The 17,636-nt window shown below is 63.0% G+C and carries 16 protein-coding genes; 15 read left to right on the plus strand and 1 reads right to left on the minus strand.

Annotated elements, in window-relative coordinates; genetic code table 11:
* Window positions 1-137: 137 nt before the first annotated feature.
* The 15 genes from ABRA89_RS10495 (at window position 138) to ABRA89_RS10565 (ending at window position 16,651) form a co-directional block, all read left to right on the plus strand.
* Window positions 138-815, plus strand: coding sequence for a hypothetical protein (locus ABRA89_RS10495; RefSeq protein ID WP_349941408.1), 678 nt, complete (start codon window positions 138-140; stop codon window positions 813-815).
* Window positions 816-899: 84 nt separating this feature from the next.
* Complete coding sequence (locus ABRA89_RS10500) at window positions 900-1,934, plus strand: D-alanyl-D-alanine carboxypeptidase family protein (protein ID WP_349941409.1); 1,035 nt, start codon at window positions 900-902, stop codon at window positions 1,932-1,934.
* 145 nt (window positions 1,935-2,079) lie between these two features.
* Window positions 2,080-3,129: a cytochrome c oxidase subunit II gene (locus tag ABRA89_RS10505; RefSeq protein WP_349941410.1), complete on the plus strand. Its 1,050-nt coding sequence runs from the start codon at window positions 2,080-2,082 to the stop codon at window positions 3,127-3,129.
* Window positions 3,126-5,753: a cytochrome c oxidase subunit I gene (ctaD, locus tag ABRA89_RS10510; RefSeq protein WP_349941411.1), complete on the plus strand. Its 2,628-nt coding sequence runs from the start codon at window positions 3,126-3,128 to the stop codon at window positions 5,751-5,753. The genes ABRA89_RS10505 and ctaD overlap by 4 nt, the downstream gene beginning before the upstream one ends.
* Before the next feature lie 16 nt (window positions 5,754-5,769).
* Window positions 5,770-6,150 (plus strand): hypothetical protein, encoded by a 381-nt coding sequence (locus ABRA89_RS10515; RefSeq protein WP_349941412.1) that lies wholly within the window; start codon window positions 5,770-5,772, stop codon window positions 6,148-6,150.
* Window positions 6,150-6,833, plus strand: a complete 684-nt coding sequence (locus tag ABRA89_RS10520; RefSeq protein ID WP_349941413.1) for a cytochrome c oxidase assembly protein — start codon at window positions 6,150-6,152, stop codon at window positions 6,831-6,833. The genes ABRA89_RS10515 and ABRA89_RS10520 overlap by 1 nt, the downstream gene beginning before the upstream one ends.
* Window positions 6,830-8,155: a c-type cytochrome gene (locus ABRA89_RS10525; RefSeq protein ID WP_349941414.1), complete on the plus strand. Its 1,326-nt coding sequence runs from the start codon at window positions 6,830-6,832 to the stop codon at window positions 8,153-8,155. Before ABRA89_RS10520 ends, ABRA89_RS10525 begins: the two co-directional genes overlap by 4 nt.
* A 74-nt stretch (window positions 8,156-8,229) precedes the next feature.
* On the plus strand, window positions 8,230-8,658 hold the full coding sequence (locus tag ABRA89_RS10530; protein ID WP_349941415.1) for a metallopeptidase family protein: 429 nt from the start codon (window positions 8,230-8,232) through the stop codon (window positions 8,656-8,658).
* 607 nt (window positions 8,659-9,265) lie between these two features.
* On the plus strand, window positions 9,266-10,120 hold the full coding sequence (locus ABRA89_RS10535; protein WP_349941416.1) for a universal stress protein: 855 nt from the start codon (window positions 9,266-9,268) through the stop codon (window positions 10,118-10,120).
* Window positions 10,121-10,229: 109 nt separating this feature from the next.
* Window positions 10,230-11,201, plus strand: a complete 972-nt coding sequence (locus tag ABRA89_RS10540) for a Bug family tripartite tricarboxylate transporter substrate binding protein (protein ID WP_349941417.1) — start codon at window positions 10,230-10,232, stop codon at window positions 11,199-11,201.
* A 134-nt stretch (window positions 11,202-11,335) separates the two neighbouring features.
* Window positions 11,336-11,839: a tripartite tricarboxylate transporter TctB family protein gene (locus ABRA89_RS10545; protein WP_349941418.1), complete on the plus strand. Its 504-nt coding sequence runs from the start codon at window positions 11,336-11,338 to the stop codon at window positions 11,837-11,839.
* A gap of 26 nt (window positions 11,840-11,865) precedes the next feature.
* Window positions 11,866-13,377 carry a tripartite tricarboxylate transporter permease gene (locus ABRA89_RS10550; protein WP_349941419.1) on the plus strand — a complete coding sequence of 504 codons (1,512 nt, stop codon included), beginning with the start codon at window positions 11,866-11,868 and terminating at the stop codon, window positions 13,375-13,377.
* 170 nt (window positions 13,378-13,547) lie between these two features.
* Entirely contained in the window at window positions 13,548-13,754 is a 207-nt protein-coding gene (locus ABRA89_RS10555; protein ID WP_349941420.1) for a hypothetical protein, read from the plus strand.
* A 258-nt stretch (window positions 13,755-14,012) separates the two neighbouring features.
* Window positions 14,013-16,070, plus strand: a complete 2,058-nt coding sequence (gene glgX / locus ABRA89_RS10560; protein WP_349941421.1) for a glycogen debranching protein GlgX — start codon at window positions 14,013-14,015, stop codon at window positions 16,068-16,070.
* A 188-nt stretch (window positions 16,071-16,258) separates the two neighbouring features.
* Window positions 16,259-16,651, plus strand: a complete 393-nt coding sequence (locus tag ABRA89_RS10565) for an MgtC/SapB family protein (protein WP_349941422.1) — start codon at window positions 16,259-16,261, stop codon at window positions 16,649-16,651.
* On the opposite strand, the gene ABRA89_RS10570 is transcribed toward ABRA89_RS10565, so the two are convergent.
* Window positions 16,620-17,618, minus strand: coding sequence for a COG3904 family protein (locus ABRA89_RS10570; protein WP_349941423.1), 999 nt, complete (start codon window positions 17,616-17,618; stop codon window positions 16,620-16,622). The genes ABRA89_RS10565 and ABRA89_RS10570 overlap by 32 nt on opposite strands.
* Window positions 17,619-17,636 lie beyond the last annotated feature (18 nt).

Below are 17,636 nucleotides of genomic sequence, written 5' to 3' on the forward strand. Positions count from 1 at the left end.
TTTTAAGACTTCGCGCGGCGGATTGACGGAACGGCGTATTGTCGCCCGATTCCGCTGACAAGAGCCGGTAAGCGGTGCGCGAACGTGAGGGGTCCGATTGCGCACCAATGGGGATGAAGGCCGAGGGGGCCATCTTGATGATTTCGACCGACACACGCCGTATCGTGATGAAACGTGCCGCACAGGCTGCGCTTTTGGCAGGCGTCGCTGCGTTGTCCGGCTGTCTCGGACCGACTTACGGCACCGGCAAAAGCCAGGGCGAAATGTTCTTCGACGATCTGAACAACATCGTCGCGCTCGGTGGGTCAAGCGATGCCGAACCGATCGCCTATACCGAGCGTGAAGCCCTTCGCACGCCCGAGAATACCTCCGTCCTGCCGGCGCCTCAGCAGCGTTCGGGGCCGGAGACCGATCGCCAGCGTGCCGCCCGTCTGCAGGCGGCAGCATATCAGGGCGAAGGTCCGGTTCCGGCTTCCGAGATGAACCGGCAGAAGGAAGGCGTCACCCAGGACTATCTCGACCGGACACGCGGCGACGGCTACAATTTCGAGAGAATGCGGAACTCGGGAGAATCGGGCGTGCTGCCGCCCCAGGAACTCGCCCGTCGCTCCGAACTGTTCAGGCAGAAGATGGCCGAGCGCAACGGCGCGGACCGCCAGACGCGCAAAATGCTTTCCGAGCCACCGCTCGACTACCGCCAGCCGTCTGCCGCTGCGCCTGTCGGCGAACTGGGTGAAGACGAAGCAACCAAACAGCGCCGTCTGCGGGGCTCGAAGTCGCTTCTCTCCAAGGTGGGCGACTACCTGCCCTTCTAGGCCGCCGTCCTAATGCCGCGTCTCCTGTCGAGAAATCCTGCGGATCGCAGGTCCACCCGTTCCGTCACGCGGGGCGTCAACCGGTTGCGTGCACTTGCCGGCCTGTGTCTTCCGCTGATTTTCTCCGCACCGCTTGCCCATGCGACCCCGGCGCTGGTGGTGGACGCCGAGACGCGCGCCGTGCTGTTCGCCGAAGAGGCGGGCCATCCCTGGTATCCGGCTTCGACGACGAAGCTGATGTCGGCCTATGTCACTTTCGAAGCCCTGAAGGCCGGCGAGGTAACCCTCGACACGCCGGTGACCATCTCCAAGCTTGCCATGACGCAGGCTTCGCTCCACGCGGGCCTCAGTGCCGGTCGCGCCATGCGGCTGGAGGATGCGCTCTTCGCCATGGTCGTCGGCTCGGCCAACGAGGTCGCGATCTCGCTTGCGGAAACCGTTGCCGGCAGCACGGAAGCCTTTGCCGAGCGGATGAATGCCGCAGCAAGCCGTCTCGGCATGACGGCGACCCATTTCGACAATCCGAATGGGCTTTTCGCCGCAAGCCAGCATACGACGGCGCGCGATCTGGCGCTTCTCGGTCTCGCCGCCACGCGCGAATATCCGCAATATGGCAAGCTCTTCGAGACCTCGATCGTCGTCATCGACGGTAAGAAGCTCGAAACAGAGAACGTTCTCCTGACGGACTTTCCGGGCACGCTTGGGCTTAAGACCGGCTTCCTCTGCGCATCCGGCCGCAACATCGTCGCGATGGCCGAACGGGATGGACGGCGGATTTTGGTCGTACTCCTCGGTGCGACTACCGGCCGCGAGCGGGCAGAGCGTGCGGCCAAGCTGATGAGCGAAGCGTTCGCGGGCGTACTTCGGCCCACGGGCACCGATCTCCAAAGTCTGCCTAACCAGCCAGAAATTCAGCCCGAAGACATGCGCATGCGCGTCTGCAGTGCCGAAACGGCAGCCTATGAGGCCAAGCGCAACGATCTCTATCCAATGGGGCTTCCCGGCGAGACGAGCTATCTTCAGGCGTCGACCCAGCCAGAAAGCTATGCGTTCGAGACCCTGCCCAGTGCGGCGCTCTTCGACGTTCCGCTTCCGATTTGGCGTCCTGCGCAGCCATAAGCTGCAAGAATTTTGCCGGCGTCGATTTTCGTTGGTACCATGAAGCGCCAAAGCGGGCCTAAAGCCCTTCCCCTTCAAAGATTTCGCTACATTTTACGCGAATTCCTTGTGGCGGCGTGCCCGCTTCTCTCGACGATAGTGGGCAATGGGACGGGTCACCTTTCTCCGATTCTTCGTATCCGTAAGGTGTCTTGCCATCGCCCTGTCGAAGGGCCTGATTGCTCCCCTCATATCTCTGATTTTTCTGACCGCCTGCAGCGGCCCGCAATCGACGCTCACAGGCGCGGGGCTCGAAGCCTCGCAGGTCGAGCATCTGTTCTGGATCATGCTCGTCGGCGCGGTGGTCATCTGGTGCATAACCATCGGCCTCTCGATCTATGCGACGCGGGTGAGGCCCGGCACCCACAGTGAAAAGACCGGCACGCGGCTCATCGTTTGGGGTGGCGCCGTCTTCCCGACCGTCGTCCTCACGGCGCTTCTGGTCTATGGTCTTGCACTGATGCCGGAATTCCGGGCCGAGGCGAACGGCCCGACCATCGCGGTCTCTGGCGAGCGCTTCTGGTTCCGCGTCGCCTACGATGTCGAGGGCGAGCCGGGCGTCGTCAAAAGCCTGCCGCCCGGCGGCGTCGAGAGCGCGAACGAGATCTGGCTTCCCGTCGGCCGGCGGACGGAGCTGCTGCTCGGAAGCCCGGATGTCGTCCACTCCTTCTGGGTGCCGGCGATCGCCGGCAAGATGGATATGATTCCCGGCCGGGTGAACCGGCTGGTGGTCGAGCCCACGAAGGAAGGGGTCTACAACGGCGTCTGCACCGAGTTCTGCGGCGATGCCCATGGCCAGATGGGCTTTCGTGTCGTCGTCGTCTCCGAGGAAGAATACGCAGCTTACGTCGCCGCCCAGAACGAGCCTGCTCAGGCCACCTCCGGGCCTGGCCACGACGCCTTCATGCAGAACGGCTGCGACGCCTGCCACGCGGTGCGCGGAACGGAGGCGAACGGCGCGGTCGGTCCGGACCTCACCCATGTGGGCTCGCGCCGCACGATCGCGGCCGGCCTTCTGGAAAACACCCCTGAAAACCTCGCCGAATTCATTCGCGCGACCGAGCATGTGAAGCAGGGCGTCGAGATGCCGTCCTACGGTATCCTGCCGGACGAAGAGATCACCGCCATCGCGGCCTGGCTGGAGCAGCTGAAATGAGCGATTTGCCAGCGAGCAGCGCGGCCGGGATCGACGCCATCGACTATTCCGATCCGGCGACCCCGAAATATCCCGATCCGCCCAAGCCGCAGACCATCGGCGCGAGCCATGTGGATCAGGAGGACCCGGAAGTTCGCGACGCCCAGGCGAAGCGGCTGATCTGGGTCTGGGAAGCGCCGAAGGGCTGGAAGTATTGGTCTGCGGTCAACAACACCGAGGTCGGCGTCTGGTACACCTCGACCGCCTTCATCTTCATGCTCTTCGCCGGCGTTCTCGGCCTGATGGTGCGCGTCCAGCTCGCCGTGCCGGAGAACGACTTTCTCACCGCCAACTTCTACAATCAGGTCTATACCCTCCACGGCACGGTGATGATGTTCCTCTTCGCCGTCCCGATCTTCGAGGCGATGGCGATCATCCTCCTGCCGGAGATGCTCGGTGCACGGGACCTGCCGTTCCCGCGCCTTTCCGCCTTCGGCTACTGGTGCTTCCTGATCGGCGGCGTCTTCGTCTGCGGCTCGATCTTCTTCTCGTCCGCCCCGGCAAGCGGCTGGTTCATGTATCCGCCGCTGACGACGCAGGAACGCTTCACCCCGGGCTATGGCGCGGATATCTGGCTGCTCGGCCTCTCCTTTATCGAGGTCGCCTCGATCGCCGCCGCCGTCGAGCTCATCGTCGGCTCGCTGAAGTGCCGCCCGCCCGGCATGCGGCTCAACCTGATGCCGCTCTATGCGTGGTACGTGCTCGTCGTTGCCGGCATGATCCTCTTCGCCTTCCCGCCGCTGATCGCGGGCGACATCCTGTTCGAGATGGAGCGTCTCTTCAACTGGCCGTTCTTCGATCCCGAGCGCGGTGGCGACCCGATGCTGTGGCAGCATCTGTTCTGGATCTTCGGTCATCCGGAGGTCTACATCGTTTTCCTGCCGGCAATCGCGCTGATCGCGATGATCGTGCCGACCTTCGCCCGGCGGCCCATCGTCGGCTATTCCTGGATCGTGCTCGCCGCAGTCGGAACCGGCTTCCTCTCTTTCGGCCTGTGGGTCCACCACATGTTCACGACAGGCCTGCCCTCGATCTCGCTCGGCTTCTTCTCGGCGGCATCGGAGGCCGTCGCAATCCCGACCGGGGTGCAGATCTTTGTCTTCCTTGCGACGCTGCTCGTCGGGCGCGTGGTGTTTTCGGTCCCTATGCTTTTCGTGTCGGGCTCGCTCGCGATCTTCGTCATCGGCGGCCTCACCGGAGTCATGGTCGCGCTCGCTCCCTTCGACTGGCAGGCGCACGATACGTATTTCGTCGTCGCCCATCTCCATTACGTTCTCATGGGCGGGATGCTCTTCCCGATCGTCGCCGGCATTTACTATTGGTGGCCGATCCTCGGGGGGCGGGCCCTATCGGACCGGCTTGGCAAGATCGCCTTCTGGCTGATGTTCGTCGGCTTCAATGTCGGCTTCTTCCCAATGCACTTCTCGGGCCTGATGGGCATGCCGCGCCGGGTCTGGACCTATCCGACAGGCCTCGGTCTCGACCTCCCGAACCTCGTCTCAACCGTCGGAGCCTTCGTCTTCGCGGCCGGCTTCCTCGTCTTCGTCGCCGATGTCCTGCGCCCGCGCGGGCATCTGCCCTATGCCAAGCGCAACTACTGGAATGCCGGCACGCTGGAATGGCTATCCGAGCCCGAGGACAAGGGTTGGGGGGTGCGCTCGATCCCGATCATCAAGTCGCGCTATCCGATCTGGGACCAGCCAAACTTCCTCGACGATGTCGACAATGGCCGGTTCTACATGCCGGATGCCGAGGAGTTGAAGCGCGAGACCATGGTGACGAGCGTGCTCGACGCCGAGCCCATTCAAGTGCTGCGCGTCCCGGGCCCCACCTTCATGACCATGTGGGCCGCGGCCTTCCTCGGCGCGGTCTTCATCTTCGCGACCTTCCACTGGTGGTATCTGACGATTGCCGCCATGGTGCTGGCGACGGGCTCGATCCTCGTCTGGGTCTGGCGCGGCACGGCAATCATCCCCGAAAAGCACGAGAAGGACGTGGGCCTCGGCCTCTCGCTGCCGCTCTATGTTTCGGGCCCGAAGGCGGTCGGCTGGTGGGCGATGTTCATCACCATGATCGGCGATGGCACCGCCTTCATGTCCCTCATCTTCGGTTACTTCTTCTACGTGACCATCCACGCCGAATTCCCGCCTGCGGGCACGACCGGACCCGGCATCTTCTGGCCCGTCGCGGCCTTCGTCGTCTTCGCCTTCACTTGGGGGCTCGCCTACGCCGCGCGTCAACTGAACGCGGCCGGTCAGGTGTTGATGGCACGGCTGGCGATGGGGGCGGGCGGCGCCGTCGCGCTTCTCGCCGGAGCGGTGATGCTCCTTGGCCCCTATCTCACGGGGCTCGATCCGGTCAGCCACGTCTATCCGGCGACGGTCTGGGTTATAGCGATCTGGACGGCGGTCCACGCGGCGGCTGGCTCGGTGATGCTGTTCTACTGCCTCGCGCGTTCGCTCTTCGGGCATCTGACGCCGATCTATGACGCCGATATCCGCAACGTCGCGCTCTACTGGCATTTCGTGCTGGCGACTTCCTTCGTGACCGTCGCGACGCTGGCCTTCGCGCCGCTGGCAAGCTGAGGGGGAAGGTTCGACGATGTTCGCAAGAAGCCGTGAAACCCGCGACAATCTCATCACCCTCATCGCCCCGCCAACGATCTGGGCGCTGCATTTCCTCGCATCCTATCTGATCGCCTCGGTCGACTGCGCGCCGAACGAGGCGATCTTCGAGGAGATCGCCTTCGCGCGCTGGCTTATCCTCGGACTTACGGTCCTCGCCCTCCTGCTGATCGCGTTGATCTTCCGGCGCTCGTACAGCGAATGGCGCGGCCATGGATCGGGCACGGTAAACGACGAGGACACGCCGATCGCGCGCGAGCGCTTCCTCGAATTCTCGACGATTCTCCTCGCAGGTTTGTCCTTCATCGCGGTCATCTTCGTGGCCCTGCCCGCCTTCTTCAACGTGGACTGCCGCTGATGGCCGAGATCGCGATGAGAGCGGATCGAGGAAACGAGCGAGACTCCGGCGCTTTCCGTTTCTGGCCGCTCGGCCTTGCGGCAGCTCTCCTTGCCCTCGTCTGGTTCGGGCCGCTGCCAGCACAAGCGGGTGGATCGTTCGCGAGCCACATGGTCATGCATATGACCGTCGTCTCGCTGGCAGCGCCTCTGATCGCGATCGGCGTTGCGCGGGCAGCGCCACAACTGGCGAACCGCATCACGCCGGGTTTCGCGATTCTCGCTTCCTTCGTGGAGTTCGTCATCGTCTGGGGCTGGCATGCGCCCGGCCCGCATGATCTGGCACGGACGAATGGGCTCGTTTTTGCCGTCGAACAGGGTTCGTTCCTTCTTGCAGGCGCCCTCGTCTGGCAGAGCGCGCTCGGGCCGACAGGAGAGGGACGGCTGAAGGCGCGTGCCGCCGGCGTCATCGGCCTGCTCGTCACATCCATGCATATGACGTTGCTGGGAGCCCTGCTGCTCCTCAGCCCGCGCACGCTTTATGCCTGCGCCGAACTCTGCGCGCCGGCTGCGACGATGACGCCCCTTGGCGACCAGCAGGCCGGCGGTGTCATCATGCTCATCGTCGGAGGCGCCGCCTATCTCGTCGGCGGGCTCACCTGCCTTGCCTCCATCCTGAACGCGCCATCGAGGACGGCCCCATGAAGAAGCGGATCGCCATCGATTTCGTCCTCACCTGGAAGAAGCTCGCGGCGGCGGGCATCGGCGCGGTCGTACTCGCGCTTGCCGTCTCCTTCTCGGGCATGATCTCGATTGCGGCTTCGTCAGGCCATTTCGCGCCGGTCGGCTGGTTTCTGCACTGGACCATGCAGAACGCGGTCGACCGCCAGTCGATCGGCATAGCTGTGCCGGAGGATGTCGACCTTGCCGATGCGTCTCTGGTCCAGCGGGCCGCCGGCCATTTCGCCACCGGCTGCGCGCCCTGCCATGGCGCGCCCGGCGTGCCGCAGTCGCCGGTGGTCGAGTCGATGATGCCGCCGCCGCCGCGCCTTGAGGGCAAGGTGGCGGAATGGAAAGATCGCGAGCTTTACTGGATCGGTCTTCACGGCATTAAATATTCCGGCATGCCGTCCTGGCCGGGTGAAGACCGAGACGACGAGGTCTGGTCGATCGTCGCCTTCCTGCGCGCGCTGCCGGAGATGGACGCCGCAACCTATGCCGATCTGGCGCTCGGCGGCGAGCGTGAGAATCTCACCCTTCAGGCCGGCGGCGAGCAGACGTCCGGCCTCGACGGAGTGGCCGGCGAAGCGCTCGCCGACTGCGCGCGCTGCCACGGCCGCGACGGTCTCGGACGCGGCGATGGGGAGAGCGCCGGCGCGTTTCCGGTAATCGCCGGGCAGCCGGAGACCTATCTCGCCGCAACCCTGGAGGCCTACAGCGAGGGCTACCGGCATTCCGGCTACATGCAACCGCCCGCCTCGCGCTATCCGGAGAGCGTCCTCAAGGAACTCGCGGCCTGGTATGCCGAGCAGCCGGTCGATGGTGGTTCTCAGGAGGGCTCTAACGCAGAAGCGGTTGCCGGCACCGATGCGCAGGAGGAAGCGCCGGCCTTTATCCCGGCATCGACCGCCGCCGACGGTATTCCACCGCAAATTTTCCCGGCCGGTAACCGGTCTCAGGCGGCTTTCGGGAGCGAGGCGGCGCCGGATGGCCGGACGGATCACCCCAGCGACGCGATGCTGAAGCTCGGTCGGCTGCTCGCGGAGGACGGCATCGCCGCGCGCAAGCTTCCGGCCTGCGACAGCTGCCACGACGCTGAAGGCCGCCAGAAGAACGCCCACTATCCCTATCTCGCTGGCCAGCCGGCCTGGTACACCAAGGCGCAACTGGAACTCTGGAAAGACCACGACATCACGCGGGGCGGAACGCGCTATTCCCACCTCATGACGCCGATCGCGGTCAACCTCACCGACGAGCAGATCGAGGCGGTCGCCGCCTGGTATGCGAGTCGGCCGGTGGGAGAATAGCGATAACCGCCTCCGGTCTCGAAACGCGATTTTCCGTCTTATATTCGGGCTCGACCTGAACGAGGCAGAGACCTATGCCCGAAGACGACGCGCTGCTCGAAAAGGACTGGACCGGCCGGAGATCGCCCTCGCTCGCCGAGTTCGAAACGATGGCGGAGGCGGCCTATCGCGATCTGCCAGATGAGTTCCGGACGCTCTGCGGCGATATCCGCTTTCTTGTCGCCGAATTTCCTGACGACGACGTTCTGGACGAGATGGGACTGGAGAGCCCGTTCGATATTCTCGGCCTGTTCGAGGGCCGAGGCATCGGACAGTTCGCCGAACCCGCGACGGGCGAAATGCCTAACCGTATCCTGATCTATCGCCGTCCGATCCTCGATTACTGGGCCCATCACGACGAACGGCTCGGCGATATCGTGCGCCATGTCGTCATCCACGAAATCGGCCACCATTTCGGCCTCTCCGACGACGACATGGAAGCGATCGAGGCAAGGGCCGACTGAGCGAATATCGCCTGTTCGAAGCGCCGCGGCGAAGATGCCAAATGCCTCCCGCACAATGACGCAAGAGCAGCACATCCCAGAACCGCCGCGCTTTGCCGGCAGCGCGAAATCGTCCGGGATCAAACATCATGTCTGTCTTGGATTTGCTAAGGCGTCGCGTCCCTCAGCGCCTGCCCCTGTGAAATGCATCACCTCGAATTCGGGATGCGTCTCGGCAGCCTCAACACCTCGATCGCGTCCCGCACGTCGATTTTCCAGCAAAACTGCACAAGGCCTACACGATGGAGGCCGAGCGCAAGATCCACGACGGGATGCGTGCAAAAGAGACCGCAGCACAAGAAGACGAGCCCCAGGCACCGGCCGAGGACGGTCTCGATGCCTTTTATTCTGAGAGCACCGCCTCATCACGAGCGTCTCGTAAGCTATTGCTCTAATTGCGAAAAAATCTCGCGGATCGGCACTTTTCGAAGCGACGGCATCGAAAAAGCAAAGGGCTTTGTCGTTACTGGTTAAACAGGTCGATCCACCTGCGGAAATGAGCGAACTCGACTAATGGCCAATTTCCCCCTGGCGGTTGCCGAAGTATGGCAACCTAGGGAGAGACGGTATGCTGAGTAAGATTCTCGTTCCGGTTCGAGGCGATGGCATGGTGGCGACCGTGATGGGTCATGCCGCGGAACTGGCGAAGCGCCACAAGGCGCACGTGCTTGTCGTCCATTGCCGGATGCAACCATCCGATCTCATCCCTCAAGAAGTGCTGCTGCCGCGTTTTGCCCGGCAGGCGATGGTTCGGCAGGCCAGCGAACATGCCGACAGCCAGGAAAAACATCTGCGCGGTGTCATGCATCGCCTCGCCCGTGACTTCGGGCTCGAAGAAGGACCGCCCCGGATCGGCGAGGCGGCAACCTGCGAGTTCGTCGAGGGCAGCAACAAGATGGCGGACGTCATCAAATACAACGGGCGGCTGGCGGATCTGATCGTCGTCGCCAAGCCGCAGCGCGAGCGCAATCTCGGACAGAGCGAGCTGAAGGCCGCGCTCTACGGCGCTGGCCGGCCGGTGCTGATCTGTCCGGGGCAATTGACCCCCGACGAGACCTTCGCCCGGCACGTGGCGATCGGATGGAATGGCTCGCTGCCGGCCTCGCGCGCGGTCTCGATGACGCTCGAAATCGTCTCGCAGGCCGAGAAGGTGACGATCCTGTGCGGCAACAAGGGCGAGCCGAATGGCGCCACCACCGAAGAGCTCGTCGCATATTATGCGTTGCGCGGAATTGAAGCGCAGCCTGTGCGCTTCGAGGCAAAACGCGCGGCCAAAGCATTGCTGGAGAAGACCGCGGAAACCGGCGCAAGTCTTCTCATAGCAGGCGCGTACAGCCACAGTCATGAATCGGAAATGCTGTTCGGTGGCAATACACAGGTCATTGTAGACGCAACAAGAATGCCGATTCTCATGGCACATTAGACAAAATTCTTACGTAGGGGCAATATCTTCAGGCGACGTCGAACGATCAGGGAGCGACAGATGCCATTGGAAAACCCCTAAAAGACCGGGGTTCAAGGGAGGAACAAGGATGTTCAGCAAGAGAAAGTTCATGGGGCTCGCGGCTGCGGCGACGATGCTTGCAGCCGTACCATTGCAAGCCTTCGCTGCGGACTGGTCGCCGAGGCGCCCGATCGACTTCGTGATCATGGCCGGTCCCGGCGGCGGCGCCGATCAGATCGCGCGCTTCATTCAGTCGGTCGTCGAGAAAAACGACATGACGTCCCGTCCGCTCGTTCCGAACAACAAGGGCGGCGGCTCCGGCGCTGAGGCCCTGCTTCAGCTGAACAGTGCGCGTGACAAGGACCACACGCTCCTCGTCACCCTGAACTCCTTCTTCACGACGCCGCTACGCCAGGATGGTCTTGGGATCGATATCCAGACCTTTACGCCGATCGCGATGATGGGCGTCGATCCCTTCGTGCTGTGGGTCCACAAGGATTCAGGCATCACGACGTTCGAACAGTTCGTCGAGAAGGTGAAGGCCGATGACGGCCAGTTCGTGATGGGCGGTACCGGCAAGGGCCAGGAGGACTCGATCGTCATCGCCTACCTGGCCGGCGCGTACGATCTCAACGTGAAATACATTCCCTATGATGGCGGCGGTGCGGTGGCCAAGGATCTCGCCGGCCAGCAGATCATGGCGACCGTCAACAACCCGGCCGAAGCCAAGGGCTTTTACGAGAACGGCGACTTTGTGCCTCTCCTCGCCTTCTCCGACGAGCGGATGGATGCCTATCCTGACGTTCCGACGATGAAGGAGAAGGGCCACGACTTCTCCTACTACAACCAGCGGGCGATCGTCGGTCCCCCGGGCATGTCGGAGGAAGCCGCCGAATATTATCGCGACCTCTTCCAGAACGTCTACGACAGCGAGGAATGGCAGAGCTATCTCGAATCCGAGAGCCTCTCGCCACTGCCGATGAACGCGGAAGAAACGCGTGAGTACTGGACCAGACAGGTCGAAAATCATCGCGAACTGCTCGCCGAGATCGACGGCTAGAGCGCCGGACGAAAAAATGGGCGCCGGTTTTCCAGCAATTCGGCGCGGATCAGATGAACGGAATGCGTCAGGCGCTTTCAAGGCCGCCTGACGCCTGGGCCCGCAGAGTTCGAGCAGGGCACAAGGGGACAGGAATGCGTACAGGCGAGATTTCCGTTGCGGGCATTCTTGCTCTTTTCTCGATCTATCTGATGGTAAAAAGCGCGGAACTTCCGATCGGATACATCCGCGGGGAAGGACCGGGCGGCGGAGCCTGGCCCTTCTGGCTGTCTGCGGTGATGCTCGTCTGCTGCGGCGCGATCGCGCTGAACTGGTGGCGCAAGACAAGCCCGCCGTCACAATCCGACGAGCCGATGCTCGACGCATTCGGCTGGCGCACGCTGGCCCTTGTCGGCGGCGGTCTCGTCGTATTCGTCGGCCTGATCGACATCGTGTCGATGTATGGCGCGATCGGGATCTTCCTTTTCTACTACATGTATTTTCTCGGCCGTCATTCGCTTCTGCTGACACTGCCGATGGCGTTGATCACGCCTGTCGCGCTGTTCTTCTTCTTTGAAGGCGCGATGCAGATATCCATGCCCCAGGGCATGTCCTTCACCCAGCCGGTCTTCGACCTGCTTTACGACGTCATCTACTGACGCCCTAGCGTTCGAGGAACCGTGCCATGGAAATTCTGTCCTTTCTCGCCGATGGCGTCCTTCTCTCACTGCAGCCGGTCAATCTGGCTCTGATCATTATCGGCGTATCGGTCGGACTGTTCATCGGCGCAATGCCCGGCCTCGGCTCGGTCAACGGCGTCGCGATCCTCCTGCCGATCACCTTCCTGGTGCCGCCCGGCTCGGCAATCATCTTCCTTGCGGCAATCTATTACGGCGCGATGTATGGGGGCGCGATTTCCTCGGTCACCCTCGGCATTCCGGGTGCGTCGACGGCCGTCGCGACGACGTTCGACGGTCGCCCACTTGCTCTTAGCGGCCGGGCCAGTCTGGCGCTGGTGACCGCCGCACTGGCCTCTTTCGTGGGCGGGAGCGTAGCCAATGTGCTCTTCACGCTGTTCGCGCCACCTCTCGCGACGCTGGCGCTGTCCTTCGGTCCGCCGGAAATCTTCGCCCTCATGCTGCTTGCCTTCGCGACCTTCGTCGGCCTCGGCGGCGACGACATCGCAAAGACGGTCCTCTCGATCTGTCTCGGCCTCGTGCTTGCTTCGGTCGGCTTCGATCAGATCTCGGGCCAGCCGCGTCTGGTGCTCTTCGATATTTCCGGCTTTCTGCACGGCATCGGCTTCATAGTGCTGGCGATCGGTGTCTACGGCATAGGCGAGATGCTCTGGACGATCGAGCAGACGCGCGGCGAGGTCACAACGACAACGCCGAAGCTCAGTGTCGCGGGTATGATCTCCGACACGCGCGAGGCCGTTAGCCGAGGCTGGAAGGGAACGGCGATCGGTTCATTCCTGGGGTTTTTCGTCGGCGTGCTGCCGGCTGCCGGCGCGACGCCCGGTTCTCTGATGGCCTACGGCGTCGCCAAGATGGTGTCCAAGACACCGGGTGAATTTGGGAAAGGCAATCCGGACGGCGTCGCGGCGCCGGAAGCGGCCAACAATTCCGCCTCGACCGGCGCGATGCTGCCAATGCTGACCCTCGGCATTCCCGGCTCGCCCACGACCGCGATCCTGCTCGGTGGCATGGTGATCTGGGGGCTGGTGCCGGGCCCGCAGCTGTTCGTGAACGAGACCGAATTTGTCTGGGGGCTGATCGGGTCCTTCTACATCTCGAACGTAGCGGCACTGCTCATCAATCTGGCTTTCATCCCGCTCTTCATCTGGATGCTGCGGATGCCCTTTACCATCCTCGCGCCGATGATCTTCATCCTTTCGATCATCGGCGGCTTCGCGGCGACGCGCGACATGCACGACATCTGGCTGATCGTAATCTTCGGCCTTTCGGCCTTCTTCCTGCGCAAGTTCGACTATCCGCTGGCCCCCGCCGTGCTCGCAATCGTTCTAGGCCCGATCGCCGAGCCGACCCTGCGCCAGTCGCTGCTTCTATCGTCCGGCGATCCCTCGATCTTCTTCACGCGGCCGATCGCCGGCCCGATCACGATCATCGCCCTGATCCTGATCTTCCTGCCAGCCCTGAAGTTCTTTCGTCGGAGGAAGCCGGAGGCCGGGGTATAGGTACTTGATCCCGAATTTTGACGGTGCACTCTTCCGTTGCATCCCGAACTGACGTGTTCGATCCTGCATACTCTCGAACAGCGTCACGGAATCTTCCTGCTCTCGGCTATAAAGTCCGTTGCTGAGCCATCACCGGAGCCGTCATGAATGCCATCGAAGAGGACTGAACAATGGATGCGCTCGACACCATGACGCTGCTGCGACAGAACGGCTTTGTCGGCGGAGAATGGATCGGGTCGGACGCCGGCGAGACGATCGATGTCGCCAATCCGGCGACCGGTGAAACGCTCGGGACGGTTCTTGCGAGAAACGCCGACGGACCCGCAAGCCTTATTGGCGAGCCTCGTCACGTTCCGGTCTGTGGTTTGAACGCCTGATGGCGGGCTGAGCAATTACGTTCGAGAATTGCCTGCGACGCATGACGTCGTGTCCATCGACGTTCAGTTCAAAATCAGACATCGGCACGGACTCAGGGATGTTCCCAAACCTCCAATGCTATGGCCAACCGTCCGATCGAAACGCGGGCTGTTTCACATCGTCTCCAATCGCTCCTGAACTGTCCGCCCGATTGTCGTCCCGTCCACCCATAAGCGCCGCGATAGCCACTGAGTGTGTGCTGCGGTAGGAGTCGGGACATGAGTTTTAATATCACCGCAGAACACGGCTGCCCCCAGCGCCTTGGCGCAACGCCGACCAGAGAGGGCACGCATTTTGCCGTCGTTTCGGAAAACGCCGATGCGATCGAGCTTTGCCTGTTCGATGAGGCCGGCACGCGGGAAGTCTCGCGCCTCACGCTACCGGGCGCAGAGGGCGTCATCCGCTATGGCTACGTGCCCGGTCTGAGGCCCGGCGCGCGCTATGGACTTCGGGCCCTTGGGCTTTATGCGCCGGCGGAAGGCCACCGCTTCGATCCATCCAAGCTTCTGGTCGACCCTTATGCAGTCCAGCTCGACCGGCCGTTCCTCTTTCATCCGGCTTTAAAGGCACCGCCGGACCACCGCTACGACACGGCATCGCTTATGCCGAAGGCGATCGTCACCGATCTGTCGCGGGACGCGAGCCCCCTCCCCTTCCAAGCGCCGGGTTTCACCTACGAAGTTCTGGTTCGCGCCTTTTCGCAGCTTCATCCCGAGGTCCCGGATGAATTTCGCGGCACGGTTTCGGCGCTCGCGGAGAAGCCGCTTCTCGACCACTTGGAGCGGATCGGCGTCGAGACGGTCGAACTCATGCCGATTGCCGCCGCGATCGACGAGGAGCATCTCGTCCGGCTCGGTCTCACCAATGCGTGGGGCTACAACCCGATCACCCATATGGCTCTCGACCCCCGCTTGGTGCCGGGCGGCTTTCCGGAGCTTCGCCGCGTGGTCGATGCACTGCATCAGCGTGGCATCCGCGTCCTCCTCGACGTCGTCCTCAACCATTCCGGCGAGGGCGACGAGAACGGGCCGACGCTTTCCTATCGCGGGCTCGACAACGCGCTCTACTACGCCCACGAGGAGGACGATCCCGGAAAGCTCGTCAACCACACTGGCTGCGGCAACATGTTCGCCGTTTGGCGCGATCCGGTGACGAAGCTCAGCATCGACACGCTCAAGACCTTCGTGGAAGCGGCAGGCATCGACGGCTTCCGCTACGATCTCGCGCCCGTCCTCGGGCGGACACCACAGGGGTTCGACGTGAATGCGCCGTTTCTTCAGGCGGTCGCTGTCGATCCGGTACTGAAGGACCGCATCCATGTGGCGGAAAGCTGGGATATCGGGCCCGGCGGCTATCAGGTGGGCTCGTTCCCGCCGCACTGGCTCGAATGGCAGGACAAGTTCCGCGACGATGTCCGCCGCTTCTGGCGCGGCGATGCCGGCAGCGTCGCCGACCTTGCCACACGCCTTGCCGGTTCGGCGGATATCTTCAACCAGTTCGGCCGAAATCCGTCAGCAAGCGTCAACTTTATCGCGGCCCATGACGGCTACGCGCTCGCCGATCTGACGGCCTATGAGAAAAAGCATAACCACGCGAATGGCGAGCAGAACCGCGACGGCCATGGCGAAAACTTCTCCTGGAACAACGGCGTCGAAGGCGCGACCGACAAAGAAGAGATCCTTGCGGCGCGCAAGCGCGATCTGCGCGCGATGCTTACGACCCTCTTCGTCTCGCGGGGTACGCCCATGATCGTCGCCGGCGACGAGTTCGGCCGCACCCAAAAGGGCAACAACAACGCCTATTGCCAGGACAACGAGACAACCTGGCTCGACTGGCAGAATGCAGACGAAGAGCTGACCGCACTGACGGCGCGTCTCGCGAAGCTGAAGCGCGAGCATCCCGCGCTTTGCGTCGACTCCTTCCTCACCGGCGAGAATGCCGGCGGGCAGATGGAGGACGTCATCTGGCTGCGAGAGGACGGCCAGCGCATGTATGACGGCGACTGGAGCGACCCGTCCCGCCTCTTCCTCGGAATGAGCGTCTACGAACCGCGTGCGGCCGACGGGCATGAGAGCGAGCGCGCGATCGTCTATCTCAATGCCTCGACACGCGACATAGAGACGACGCTCCCCTCGCCTCGTCCGGGCCATGTCCTCAAGCTCGCCCTGCAATCAGATTGGCCCAATCTCGAGCCCCGCGTCCTGAAAGCCGGCGAGAGCCTCGTCGTGAAGGCACGATCGGTCTTCGTGCTGTTCGAGGACATCAGCCGCACCTGATCAAATGCGCGCTTCCTTGAAACGAGGCCGTTAGACGGCTTCGTTCGCATGGCAAGCGCCCGCGGAACCCGATACGGGGTCTCGTCGCGTGCCCCAGCACGCATTGCATGGACAGGATCGGGACAGAGGACATGGAATTCATCGAAGGCCTACTCCCCGACTGGCTCTTCATCGAGCGGGCGGCATAGATGCTACTTGCGGCTCTCTTCGCCGGAGCCGTCGGCTTCGAACGCGAACGCCGCGATCGGGAGGCGGGCCTTCACACGCACATGATGGTGGGACTCGGCGCCTGCCTCTTCACCATTCTCATGATCTCGCTCGTCGACCGGTTCGATGACCTCGGCGAGGGCGTGAGGTCTGATCCGATCCGCATCGTGGAGGCGGTCACCTCCGCGATCGCCTTCCTCGCCGCCGGTGCGATCATTCAGGCAAGAGGTGAAGTGAAGGGGCTGACCACTGGCGCCTCGCTCTGGATCGTCGGCGCGCACGGCCTTGCGTGCGGGCTCGGCGAATATGGGCTTGCGCTCCTGGCGGTCATCCTGACGCTCATCATCCTTCGCCTGTTGAAGAAGGCGGAGTGACGGCGGTTTCGGGAGACGGCTCTTCGTCCGAGGCTGTCCTCTCCTCGTCTTCGACCGAAGCGATCCGATCGCCCTCCAGCCGAAAATCGTTCGGGCGGCGCGGACCGATGAATTCAGGCCCATCCGGGAACGGGCGGACATAACGCGAGGCGATCAGTTCCTCTTCCGTCAGCACGTAGAGATCGGCTGGCGGCGTCTCCATCGCCTTGATCCAGATGGCAGGATCGACGCCCATATCCGCAAGAAGCTGCTGGGCGCGCGCGATCGTCTGCTGGATGTCCGAGATCGAGCGATCGAGATCTCTCGCATTCGGCATGCCGGGAATTTCGGCTGCATAAACCTGATGAAGGCCGACCCAGGACGAGTCGCCTGCAAGCCGCGTCTGGCCGCCGGCAAAAACCAGCGGACAGGCCGACGCGCAGTAGCCGTCGGCGGGCACTTCGGTCGCGATGCCCTCGGCGCGAATATCGCGCGCCATTTCAAGCGCATCCTCGACCGAACCGCCGGGAGAATGGAGGAACAGGCGTCGCACCGTACCGCCGACCCGCGCTCGTTCGGCAAGAAATTTCCGAAGATCGCCGGCCGTGCCGATCTCGATCCGCCCGACGGCGGATACGATGCCGCTACCTGCATCGAAGAATGTCATCGGACGCGTCATGGCTTCGGAATCGACGGGGCCGTCATATCCGGGCAGTTCGGGCTTCCCGCGATCGGGACCGACCGGAATGGTCTTCGGCAGATAGGGGCGAACTTGGTCTCCCGGCTCCGGCCGCTTTACCGGCATGGGCTCGGTGCGCTCGACACGCGCGGTGTCGAACTCGGCCTCGGAGAATTCCTGCCAGTCGAGATAGACTATACCGCCGCTGACGACGAGCAGCGTCACGAAGATCGCCCGGAGGACGGCGCCTTCGGGAATCTTCTGGATAAGCCGTTCAATGCGTCCCGGGCTGGATTCCTCGCCGATCATCGCGTCGTGTCTTCTCTC

The sequence above is a fragment of the Fulvimarina thalattae genome, from assembly GCF_040239565.1.
Classification (GTDB): Bacteria; Pseudomonadota; Alphaproteobacteria; order Rhizobiales; family Rhizobiaceae; genus Fulvimarina.